Source organism: Stenotrophomonas sp. STEN030 (genome assembly GCF_056759995.1).
Genome location: NZ_JBRREB010000084.1, coordinates 1 through 11629, shown reverse-complemented (window position 1 = coordinate 11629; position 11629 = coordinate 1). Strand labels below are relative to the sequence as shown.

The following is an 11629-nucleotide window of genomic DNA, read 5'->3' as shown; positions in this document are numbered from 1 at the left end:
GCTCGGCACTACAAGAAGAGCTGGAGCGAAACCGATGCCGAGCATGGCTCGGCACTACAGGGGAAGCAAAAAAAAACCGGGCCCGGAATGATCCAGGCCCGGCGGGTCACGCTAACCGGCGATGTTGCGTGCCGGGATGGATCAGTACTTGAAGCGGAAGTTCAGGTAGTACTGACGACCGTTCTCGTAGAACGCACTCGGGATGCTCGTGCTCTGGTAGTACTTCAGGGTCGGGTTGTTGAGGTTCAGCGCATCGAAGCTGACGCTCAGCCAATCCGTTGCCTTGTAGCTCAGCGACAGCGACAAGGTGCCGAAGTCGTCCTGGTAGTACGGGCTTGCACCCTTCAGACCGATCAGGAAGGACGAACGGTAGGTGTAGCTGACGCGTGCACCGAAGGTGTCGTTCTCGAAGTAGCCGCCCACGTTGTAGGTGTTCTTCGAGGTACCCAGCAGGTTGTTGCTGCCGTCTGCCCAGGTGTGCGAGGTGCTGCCATCGGCGTAGGTGTAGTTGGCATTGACGCCGAAGTTGTCGCCGATCGGCTGCTCATAGGCAACTTCAAGACCGGTGACCTTGCCGTTGGAGTTGACCGGCACGGCGACCTGGTAGGCCTCCAGCTGATTGGTCAATTCGCTGAACAGCATCTGCGTTTCGGTACCGAAGGCCACGTAGTCCTTCAGGTTCATCGAGTACGCACCCACCGACAGCATGCCGCGCGGCATGAAGTACCACTCGATGTTGGCGTCGAAGTTGGTCGACAGCACCGGGTTCAACTTCGGATTGCCACCGCCACCGGTGCGGCTCAGGTCCGAGCCCCACGAGGAAGCACCCAGTGCCGAGAAGTCCGGCAGGGTCTGGGTCTGCGAAGCGGCGAAGCGGAACACGAGGTCATCGCTCATGTCGAACTTCAGGTTGGCGCTGGGCAGGATGCGGTCATGCTTGTTGTTGAACGACAGCGCCTTCCACATGCCGAACAGGCTGCTCACATCGGCGTTGGCGATGTCGCTGACGGCCTGGTAGGTGTTGATGTCCTGGTCGATGTTGACGTAGCGCAGGCCAACGTTGCCGCTCCAGCGATCGCCAACGAAGTTGGCCTGGACGTAACCGGCAAAGTTCTTCTCGGCAACCTTCCACTCGCCGCCATAGTTGTGGCGACCGGTCGGGCCGTCGTTGTTCGACAACCAGGTGGAGTTCTTGAGGATCGCGTCCTTCAATGCAGCCGGGGTGAAGTACCACAGGTTGCGCGGGAAGCTACCGCCGATACCGCCGGCAAAGCCGCCCGGGTAGTTGGCAGTGGCGCCGTTCTTCAGGGTGTCCCAGATGTTGCCCGGGCTTGCGCCTTCCGGCGACTGGGCTTCACGCTTGTGGTCGGCATAACGCACGCCGAAGTCCACCGAGCTCAGCGTGCCAACGTCGAAGTACTGGCTGAAGTCGGCGGTGAACCACTTCTCCTTGTCTTCTGCGGTCACTTCCTGGTTGCCCCAGGTGCCGAAGCTGGTCACGCCGGCCGGGCTGATGTCGCCACCGACGGTCCAGTCGATCGGTGCGCCGTTGCCGTGGGTGCTCCAGCTGGCACCGCCGCCACGCGCCGCGGTCACTTCAGCGATGAACTGACGCGGGGTCGAGCCGGTGCCCTTGGTGCTGCCGGCCTGGAACTTGGCGTTGAGCTTGTCGTTGATCTGCCAGTCCGCATCGGCAGTGATGTAGCTGCTCTTGGCGGTGGCTTCACGGTAGATCATGTCGTACACCGCGTAGTCGGTGCCCGGCTTGCCCGAATAGGTGGCGTTGGTCAGCACGCCATCCTTGATCACGTAACCTGCATCCGGTGCCTGCGCGTTGGCAAAGTTGCCGCCCCACAGCATGAAGTTGCGGTTGTAGTTGTTGGCGTCCATCTTCGAGCTGAAGCCTTCCAGGCCCAGCGTCAGATTGTCCATCGGCTTGAACTGCAGGGCGAGCAGGCCGCCCTTGCGCTCGCGGGTCTGCTCGAACAGGGTTGAACCGAGCAGGCTGGGGACGTAGACGCCAGCCAGGTCCGGGTTGGTCTGGGCAGCGGCGCTGTTGGCACCGATCTGGAAGAAGCCAGCCGGAATTTCCTGCGCTTCACGGCGCAACTCACGCTTCTGGCTGAAGGCCTGCACCATCACGCCGAAGGTGTTGTCTTCGTTCTTGTAGTTGAACAGGCCCGACAGCTGCGGATCATTGGATTCGGCCGAATCCGAGCGCACTGCACCGATCGAAGCTTCGGCGGTGAACTGCTTGGAGAACTCCAGCGGCTTGCGGGTGATGATGTTGACGGTACCGGTGGTACCGCCGTCCTGCAGTTTGGCCTGCGAGGACTTGTGCACTTCCACCGAGCGGACCAGCTCTGACGGCAGCAGGGTGTAGCTGACGCTGCGGCCGACGTTGCTGCCCTGGCTCAGTACGAACCAGTCAGCCGAACCGACGGTGTGGCCGTTGATCAGGGTCTGGGTCAGGCTCGGGCTGGTGCCGCGCAGGCTGACGCGGTCGGCTTCGTCGAAGCCGCCTTCGTCGGCCGAGGATGAGCTGATGTTGACGCCCGGCAGACGCTGCAGGGTGTCGGCGACGTTGTGCGCGGGCAGCTTGCCCACGTCTTCCGCGGTGACGACTTCAACGCGCGAATTGGCTTCGCGCTTGGTGTCCAGCGACTTTTCCATCGAGCCGCGGATACCGGTGACAGTCACGGTGTCCAGGTCGGTGGCGGTTTTTGCGGCTTCCTGCGCGTGTGCGCTGAAAGCAATACAGCTGACGATAGCTGCCGAAAGCAGGGTCTTGCGATGCATGTTGTCTCTCCTCAACATCAAGATTGGTTGGCACTGCGTGCCGCGTTACTACAGGGTCCTGCTGGTGGATCTGTTGCTTATGCTGCTGAAGGCTTACGTGGCCGACTTTTCCAGATACCAACTGGCGGCGCCGATGACGCCCAGTTGCCCGTGCTCTACCAGTTTCACGGGAATGCTTTGCAGCGCCTTGCGCATCGGCCCCTTGTTGAGGAAGCGTTCGACGAAGGTGCTGTTCAAAAGAAATTGGCTGATCTTCGGCAGGATGCCGCCGGCCAGATAGACGCCGCCCTGCACGCCATAGAGCAGGGCCATGTCGCCGATGGTCGAGCCGAGGATTCCGCAGAACAGCTGCAGGGTTTCCACGGCCAGCGGGTCGCTGCCATCACAGGCGGCGGCGCTGACGGCATCGGGGGTGGTGTGTACCGGCGCGACGCCGCGCACAGCGCACAGCGCGTTGTACAGATTGAGCAGGCCGGGGCCGGACAGCGCCTGCTCGATGGAAACGTGCGGACGGTCCTGCAGCATCTGCTGCAGCACGGCCATTTCCAGTTCGGTGGTGGCGGCCAGCGAGGCCTGACCGGCTTCAGTGGCCAGGACCACCGAGCGGTTGCCGACCGGGATCCACACTGCTGCGCCCAGACCGGTGCCCGGGCCGATCACCAGGGTCGGGCCACGTTCTGCCTCGGCCGGGCCGGTCAGCTGCAGCACCTGGCTGGCGTTGATGTGGCCGGCCGCATGCGCGACCGCTTCGAAGTCATTGACGAGGTGGACGCCGGCAAAGCCGAGGTCATCGCGGATGCGATTGGAGGACAGCGGCCACGGCAGGTTGGCCGAGATCACCGTGCCGTCCGGCAGCGCGTAGCCGGCGGTGGCGATCACGCAATGCTCGACCGGCGGATTGTGGCTGGCGAAGTCGGACAGGATCGCGCTGAGGCTTGGATAGTCCGCGCAGCGGTACTTGCGATAGGACAGCACGTCGATGGCGGGGTCGTTTGCCGAGGCAGCCCGGATCAGGCCGACGCGGACGTGCGTGCCACCCACATCGGCGGCGAAGAAGGGCCGGGAGGCGGGGTCAAGGCGGGTGGTCTGCAGTGGGGGGACGACAGCTGTCACTCGGTTTCCCTATGGCGAGGCGGAGCGCCCGGAAGGGCACCATTGGGGGGCGAGTCTGTAATCGTTCTGACAACGATGTCAACGAATAATTGAAACTTTCGATGTTGCGTTGCAGCGCGTCTGCGCAAACCTTACGGCGCCTGCATTTGTTGCATCCGATAGCGTGTAGTGGCTGAACTTGCAGGGTTTTACGGCGAAAGCCTGATCCTTCCGGGCTTGTAGGGCATTCCTGATGATTCATCGGAATAGCCCTGCGTGGTTGCGTTGTTGACAAACTTGTCCGCAGCAAACCATAAATGTGACAACGTTGTTCCCACGTAATCGCCGGACGGCCTCGATCCGTCTCCCGCATCCGCAGGAGCTTTGCCCATGTCTGCTGTTCCCGTCTCGACGCCGCGTACCAGCATGGCGTCGTCCATCGCCATCGTTGGCGTGTTGTTCTTCATCATCGGCTTCTGTACCTGGATCAACGGCCCGTTGATCACGTTTGTGCGCTTGGCGTTCGACGTAAACGAGGTGTCGGCGTTCCTGGTGCTGATGGTGTTCTACCTGTCGTACTTCTTCCTGGCCTTGCCGGCCTCGTGGATCCTCGGCCGCACCGGCATGAAGAAGGGCCTGGCCCTGAGCCTGGCGGTGATGGCGGTTGGCGCGATGGGGTTCGGCGAGTTCGCGACGCAGCGCTGGTTTGGCGGCGCGCTTGCCGGCCTGTTCGTGATCGGCGGCGGCATGGCTTTGCTGCAGACCGCGGTCAATCCGTACATCAGCATCCTCGGACCGATCGAAGGCGCTGCGCAGCGCATCGCGCTGATGGGCATCTGCAACAAGATTGCCGGCATCCTTGCACCGGTAGTCATCGGCACCTTCGTGCTGCATGGCATCGGCGACCTGGAAAGCCAGGTACAGGCGGCCGACGCTGCCACCAAGGCCGACCTGCTCAATGCTTTCGCCGCAAAGATCCACACTCCCTACATGGTGATTGCCGGTGTGCTGCTGCTGGTTGCAGTGGGTGTACTGTTCTCGCCGCTGCCGGAAGTGCAGCCGGACCAGGCCAATGCCGTGGCCAACGACGGCAAGGCTGCCAAACGCAGCATCTTCCAGTTCCCGCACCTGTGGCTGGGCGTGATGTGTCTGTTCGTCTACGTCGGCGTGGAAGTGATGGCAGGTGATGCCATCGGCACTTACGGCAATGCCTTCGGCCTGCCGCTGGACCAGACCAAACTGTTCACCTCCTACACCTTGTTTGCGATGTTGGTGGGCTATGTGATCGGCCTGTTGGTGATCCCGCGCTTCATCTCACAGGAAAAGTACCTGGCGGTATCGGCGGTGCTGGGCGTGGTCTTCACCCTGGGTGCGTACTTCACTCACGGCTATGTGTCGGTGGGCTTTGTTGCCGCGCTGGGCTTTGCCAACGCCATGATGTGGCCGGCGATCTTTCCGCTGGCGATCCGCGGCCTGGGTCGTTTCACCCAGATCGGCTCGGCTTTGCTGGTGATGGGTATTGCCGGCGGCGCGATCATTCCGCAGGCCTTTGCCCTGCTCAAGCATGCGTACCCGGAGCACTTCCAGCTGGTGTTCGCCGCGCTGATGATCCCCTGCTATCTGTACATCCTGTACTTCGGCACCGTAGGTCATAACGCGGGCAAGGCACGTGGCGCCTGAATCAAGCATCATGGCGGCAATCGAGCCAACGCGGGAACCGGTAATGCGTAGACCCACCATCAAGGATGTCGCCGAGCGTGCCAAGGTCTCATTGAAGACCGTCTCGCGGGTGATCAACAACGAGCCTTCGGTGATGCAGGCCACCCGCGCGCGCGTATTGCGCGCGGTGGCCGAGCTGGACTATGAGCCCGATCCGTCCGCGCGCAACCTGCGCAGCAACACCACGTTCGTGATCGGGCTGGTGTATGACAACCCCAATCCGTACCACATCATCGGGGTACAGAACGGCGTGTTGTCGGCCTGCCGCGAGACCGGCTTTGGCCTGCAGATCCATCCCTGCGATTCGACCTCGCCGATGCTGGCTGAGGAACTCGCCGATTGGGTGCAGCGCTCGCGCCTGGCCGGGCTGGTGCTGACCGCACCGATGTCCGAGCGTCCGGAACTGGTATCCGCGCTCAATGCACGCGGCATCAAGACCGTGCGCATCATTGCTGCCACCGAAGACCCGGGCGATGGCCCGTGTGTGTTCGTTGACGACCGCGATGCGGCCTACGAAATCACCGAGCACCTGATCCAGCTTGGCCACCAGCGCATCGGTTTCCTGTGGGGCGGCACCTCGCACCGCTCCAGCGGCGAGCGTTACGCCGGCTACGAAGCGGCGCTGAAGGACTACGGCATCCCGCTGGACAAGCACCTGGTGATCCCGGGCGATTACACCTTTGATGATGGCTTCCGTGGTGCGCGCCGCCTGCTGGCGCTGCGCGAGCCGCCTACCGCCATCTTCGGCTCCAACGACGAAATTGCTGCCGGCGTATTGGCTGCGGCCAACTCGGCCGGTTTGAACGTGCCTTATGACCTGTCCATCGCCGGTTTCGAGGACAGCCCGTTCTCGCGGCAGTCATGGCCGGCGCTGACCACCGCCAAGCAGGCTACCGGCGACATCGCCCGCCATGCTGCGCGTTTGTTGATCAGCCAGCTGCGCACCGATGCCTACGAAGACAGCCCGGCACAGCTGCAGAACCAGGGCTTCGTACCGCAGCTGGTGGTACGTGGTTCCACCGCACCGCTGCGCCAGCAGCCGTCGCGACCTCCTTCATCTCCCCCCGACCTATCCGAGTAACGATCCATGGCACTGCCGAGTGAAACCGAAACCCTGATGTTCAACGAGGCTGCAGAAAGCGCCTCTGTCATCGCCGCCCAGTTCGCACGTAACCGCGACGTGGTGCAGGCCCTGGCCGCCGACCTGCGCCAGAACCCGCCACCGTTCGTTGTCACCTGTGCCCGTGGCAGTTCCGATCACGCGGCAACCTATGCCAAGTATCTGTTCGAGACCCAGCTCGGCCTGGTCACCGCCTCGGCCTCGCCGTCGGTGGGCTCGGTGTATGAAGCGCCGCTGCAGCTGCGCGGCGCGCTGTACATCGTGATCTCGCAGTCGGGCAAGAGCCCCGATCTGCTGCGCAATGCCGAGGCTGCCAAAGCCGCCGGCGCGCGCGTGGTGGCGCTGGTCAATGTCGAGGATTCGCCGCTGGCACTGCTGGCCGAAACCGTGATTCCGCTGGGTGCAGGCGTCGAGCGCAGTGTCGCTGCGACCAAAAGCTACCTGGCCTCGCTGGCGGCGATCCTGCAGCTGGGCGCGTATTGGAAGAACGATCCGGCGCTGATCGCTGCACTGGACGCATTGCCGGCCGCGATGTCTGAAGCCTGGGCATGCGACTGGAGCGCGGTGACCGAAGGTCTGGTCGATGCGCACAATCTGTTCGTGCTCGGCCGTGGCCCCGGCTTGGCTGCTGCACAGGAAGCGGCGCTGAAGTTCAAGGAAACCTGCGGCCTGCACGCCGAAGGTTATAGCTCGGCCGAAGTGAAGCACGGCCCGATGGCGCTGGTCGGCCGCGATTTCCCGGTACTTGCCTTTGCTCAGCCCGACGAAACCGGCGCAGGCACCCGTGCCGTGGCCGAAGAGTTTGCCGCGCGCGGCGCGCAGGTGTGGCTGACCGGTGAGGGCGGCAACCTGCCGACCGCCGCTGCACCGCATCCGCTGTGTGCACCGCTGCTGACCATCCAGAGCTTCTACCGCGCGATCAACGCACTGGCGCTGCGCCGTGGCAACAACCCGGACCTGCCGCCGCACCTCAACAAGGTGACGGAAACGGTCTGATGAAAACCGCGCTGCGCAATGGCCGGGTACTTGCCGGTGAGAACTTCCGTGACGATGTCGCGGTATTGATCGAAGACGGCCGCATCACTGCGGTCGTCGCCAGCGATGACCCGGCGGTTGCCGCGGCCGGTGCGCAGGTGGACCTGGGCGGCGGCTGGCTGCTGCCGGGTTTCATCGACGCCCAGGTCAATGGCGGCGGCGGTGCATTGTTCAACAACCAGACCGACGTCGATGCACTGCGCACGATGATGGCCGGGCATCGCCGCTACGGCACCACCGGCATGCTGCCGACCTTGATCAGCGACGGCGCCGAAGTGATGGCGCGCGCGGTGCAGGCGACCCGCGAGGCGATTGCCGCCAAGGTGCCGGGCGTGCTCGGCATCCATCTGGAAGGCCCGTACATCGCCCCAGCTCGCAAGGGCACACACGATGCCGGCAAGTTCCGCGTTCCGGATGCCGATGAAGTACGCATGGCGACGGCGCTGGATAACGGCGTCACCCTGATTACCTTGGCACCCGAGCGCGTGCCGTCGGCGACGATCCAGCAGATGGTAGCCAATGGCGCCATCGTTGCTGCTGGCCACACCGCTGGCACCTACGACGAGATCCGCGCTGGTCTGGATGCAGGTATCACCGGGTTCACCCATTTGTACAACGCGATGTCGCCGCTGCAGGGGCGTGATCCCGGCGCGGTCGGTGCGGCCCTGGAAGATGCCGACAGCTGGTGCGGTGTGATCGTCGACGGCGTGCACGTGCACCCGGCCAGCCTGCGCGTGGCGCTGGCGGCCAAGCCGCGCGGCAAGGTGTTCCTGGTTACCGATGCGATGCCGATGGTGGGTTCGGACAATCCGGCATTCGAGCTGTATGGCGAAACCATCACTGCTGTTGATGGCGTGGTCCGCAATGCTGCTGGTGCCTTGGCTGGTTCGGCCTTGGACATGATCACCGCCGTGCGCAATACCGTCGGTCTATTGGGTTTGTCGCTGGCCGAGGCTTCGCGCATGGCATCGACGTATCCGGCGCAGTTCCTGGGCCTGGATGATCGCTACGGGCAGATTGCGGCCGGCTACCAGGCCGACTTCGTCCTGCTGGATACCGACCTGCAGGTGCAGGCCACCTGGATTGCTGGTCAGCGCGACTGAGTTTTGGCCTGTGAGTAGCGCCCATGAATAAAGCCATCCGTTATGCCTCGGTGGATGCCCTGCGTGGCATCACCGTGGCGGCCATGCTGCTGGTCAACAACCCCGGCAGCTGGAGCCACGTCTACGCTCCGCTGCTGCATTCGGAATGGAATGGCTGCACGCCGACCGATCTGGTGTTTCCGTTCTTCCTGGTGGTCGTCGGCGTGTCCATCGCGCTGGGCGTGGTGGCACGGGTGGAGCAGGGCGCGGATCGTGGTGCGCTGACAAAGACGGTGCTGATCCGTGCCGCACGTATTCTGGGATTGGGTCTGGCGCTGCACTTTCTTGCTTGGTGGTGGCTGGACCTGGCGCACTACCGGCCATGGGGCGTGCTGCAACGCATTGGCCTGTGTTTCGCGCTTGCGGGCATGGCGGCGATCTGGTTGAAGCCGCGACTGCAGTGGCTGTGCATCGGCGTGTTGTTGTCCGGTTACGCTGCGCTATTGGTGGTAGGTGGCTCGTTGGAGCCGTGGCTCAACCTGAGCAGCCGTGTGGATACCGCATTGTTCGGAACGCTGCTGTATCAGTACGACCCGGCCACGGGTAATGGTCACGATCCGGAAGGCATGGTGTCCACGCTGGGTGCACTGGCTTCGACCCTGCTGGGTCTGCGTGCTGGTGCGTTGCTGCGAGAGCGCCCGTGGCGACTGCTGCCTGCTGCCGTATTGCTGCTGGTTGCCGGCGGTCTGTGGGCGCAGTGGCTGCCCTTGAACAAGAATCTGTGGACCTCGTCGTACGTGTTGTGGACCGGCGGTTTGGCGTTCGCGGGACTGTGGCTGGCGCACATCCTGATCGATTGCCGGCAATGGCCGCCACTGGGCCGCCGCTTCGGCGTCAACGCGATCACTGCCTATGCAGGTTCTTCGGCGATGGTGCTGGCGATGATGGCTACCGGCAGCTGGGGCTGGCTGTGGGAACACCTCTTCAACCGCTGGCTGACCCCATTGGGCGGCGCACAGTTTGCTTCGCTGGCGATGGCGTTGAGTTTCGTGGCGATCTGGTGGTTGCCGATGGCGTGGATGGACCGGCGCAGGATCTACCTGAAGATTTGAGGCTGCGGGTTCCTGGTTTGTGGGAGCGGCGTAAGCCGCGAAGCCACCAATGCGAAAGACAACGACAGATCGTGCAATTGCAAGCTGTTAGCTTTGTTGTTGGATTGCCAGCCTGGCGGCTTACGCCGCTCCCACAACATCCAAAGGCTGCGACAGCGGCTGGCAATCACCGCGCCGCGCTGATCGCCCTGATACGCGCCTTCTTCAAGGCTTCGCCAATGGCTGGGCCTTGCAGGCCTTCGGTGGCGATATCACGCGCATTGATCGCCAGCGCTGCCGCATGCAGGCGCTGCAGGGTTGCGCGCTGCGGGTAGTCGCTGTCCTCGAAGCCCAGTCGGCCGCGTTTGTCGCACTCACAGACCAAGCCCATCTGCGCGATGCGCTCGGGGCGACGGAAGCCGTCACAGCGCTGGATCAGCTCCAGTACGGTGGCGTCGCGCAGTTCGTCGATGCGGTGCACGTTGAGGTGCTCGCGGCAGACTGCTTCTGCCAGTTGGCGATGATCGAGCGGAATCTTCAATCGTTCGCAGAGCTGGGCCAGCGGTTTCAGTCCGCGCTGCTCATGCATGATGTGGCGTGGCAGTTCATCGTCTGGTGTCAACGCCTTGCCCAGATCATGGGTGAGGGCGGCGAAACCGATCAGGTCATCGCCCGGTGCCAGCTGTGCGGCCATGTCACTGACCATCTCCTGATGCACGCCTGTATCCACTTCCGGGTGGAATTCCGCGCGTTGCGGTACGCCGTACAGCGCATCCACTTCCGGCAAGATCACCGCCAACGCGCCAGTATCGTGCAGGCAACGCAGGAAGGCTGAAGGCTGTTTCATGCTCAGGCTGCGGCGCAGCTCCTGCCAGATACGCTCCGGCACCAAGGCATCCAGTTCACCGCTGGCAGCCATCTCGCGCATCAATGCGGCGGTCTCTGGTGCCAAGGTGAAGCCCAAGGGCGCGAAGCGGGCCATGAAGCGTGCCGCACGCAGCACCCGCAACGGGTCCTCGATGAAGGCCGGGCCGACATGGCGCAGCACGCGTTGTTCGATATCGCGCACTCCGCCCCAGGGATCGACCAGCTCGCCAGTTTCCTCATCGCGGGCAATGGCATTGATGGTGAAGTCGCGGCGCTGCAGGTCTTCTTCCAGCGACACCGACGGATCGGCATCGACCACAAAGCCGCGATAGCCGCGACCAGATTTGCGCTCGGTGCGTGCCAGTGCATATTCCTCACCGGTCAGTGGATGCAGGAATACCGGGAAATCCTTGCCCACGGCCTTGAAGCCGTCCGCTTCCATCTGCGCTTGGGTTGCACCCACCACCACCCAGTCACGGTCACCGGCCTGCAGGCCGAGCAGGGAATCGCGGACAGCGCCGCCGACGAGATAAGTCTTCATGCAGCCATGATAAGTCGGATGAGGCGTCGTACATGTAGTGCCGAGCCATGCTCGGCAGGGGCACTACCAGCAATGCATGCTGTTGTGGGAGCGGCGTAAGCCGCGAAGCTGACAATGCTGGAAGGCCTCAAAAGCCAACCCCTCCCCAACCCTCCGCGAAAGGGAGGGGGCTGTAGTGCCGAGCCATGCTCGGCAAGAGGCTTTACCGGTAGAGCCCCTGCCCCGGGAGGGTCGGGCGGAGGGAGATTGCGGTTGCTTCTGGCCGGTGCCGGGCTTGCGCGCG

Annotated in this window: 8 protein-coding genes; 5 read left to right on the top strand and 3 right to left on the bottom strand. The window is 63.4% G+C overall.

Annotated features, from left to right (window positions below):
* Window positions 1-141: 141 nt before the first annotated feature.
* Complete coding sequence (locus ACVOLR_RS19175) at window positions 142-2799, bottom strand: TonB-dependent receptor (protein WP_481537848.1); 2658 nt, start codon at window positions 2797-2799, stop codon at window positions 142-144.
* Window positions 2800-2892: 93 nt separating this feature from the next.
* The gene (locus ACVOLR_RS19170) at window positions 2893-3912 is read right to left on the bottom strand and encodes a glucokinase family protein (RefSeq protein ID WP_481537847.1); all 1020 of its coding nucleotides are present in this window, start codon (window positions 3910-3912) and stop codon (window positions 2893-2895) included.
* Window positions 3913-4281: 369 nt separating this feature from the next.
* Here ACVOLR_RS19170 and ACVOLR_RS19165 point away from each other — a divergent pair, with 369 nt between their 5' ends.
* From ACVOLR_RS19165 to ACVOLR_RS19145, 5 genes are read left to right on the top strand one after another with little or no spacing between them, the layout of a single operon-like run.
* Window positions 4282-5571: a sugar MFS transporter gene (locus ACVOLR_RS19165; protein WP_481516629.1), complete on the top strand. Its 1290-nt coding sequence runs from the start codon at window positions 4282-4284 to the stop codon at window positions 5569-5571.
* Between the two features lie 43 nt (window positions 5572-5614).
* Window positions 5615-6691, top strand: a complete 1077-nt coding sequence (locus tag ACVOLR_RS19160; protein WP_481514481.1) for a LacI family DNA-binding transcriptional regulator — start codon at window positions 5615-5617, stop codon at window positions 6689-6691.
* Window positions 6692-6697: 6 nt separating this feature from the next.
* Complete coding sequence (locus ACVOLR_RS19155) at window positions 6698-7726, top strand: SIS domain-containing protein (RefSeq protein WP_481537846.1); 1029 nt, start codon at window positions 6698-6700, stop codon at window positions 7724-7726.
* Window positions 7726-8868 carry an N-acetylglucosamine-6-phosphate deacetylase gene (nagA, locus tag ACVOLR_RS19150; RefSeq protein ID WP_481537845.1) on the top strand — a complete coding sequence of 381 codons (1143 nt, stop codon included), beginning with the start codon at window positions 7726-7728 and terminating at the stop codon, window positions 8866-8868. Before ACVOLR_RS19155 ends, nagA begins: the two co-directional genes overlap by 1 nt.
* Window positions 8869-8891: 23 nt before the next feature.
* A complete protein-coding gene (locus ACVOLR_RS19145) occupies window positions 8892-9959 on the top strand; it encodes an acyltransferase family protein (protein ID WP_481537844.1) in 1068 nt (355 codons plus the stop codon).
* 166 nt (window positions 9960-10125) lie between these two features.
* On the opposite strand, the gene ACVOLR_RS19140 is transcribed toward ACVOLR_RS19145, so the two are convergent.
* Window positions 10126-11346: a multifunctional CCA addition/repair protein gene (locus ACVOLR_RS19140; protein ID WP_481537843.1), complete on the bottom strand. Its 1221-nt coding sequence runs from the start codon at window positions 11344-11346 to the stop codon at window positions 10126-10128.
* Window positions 11347-11629 lie beyond the last annotated feature (283 nt).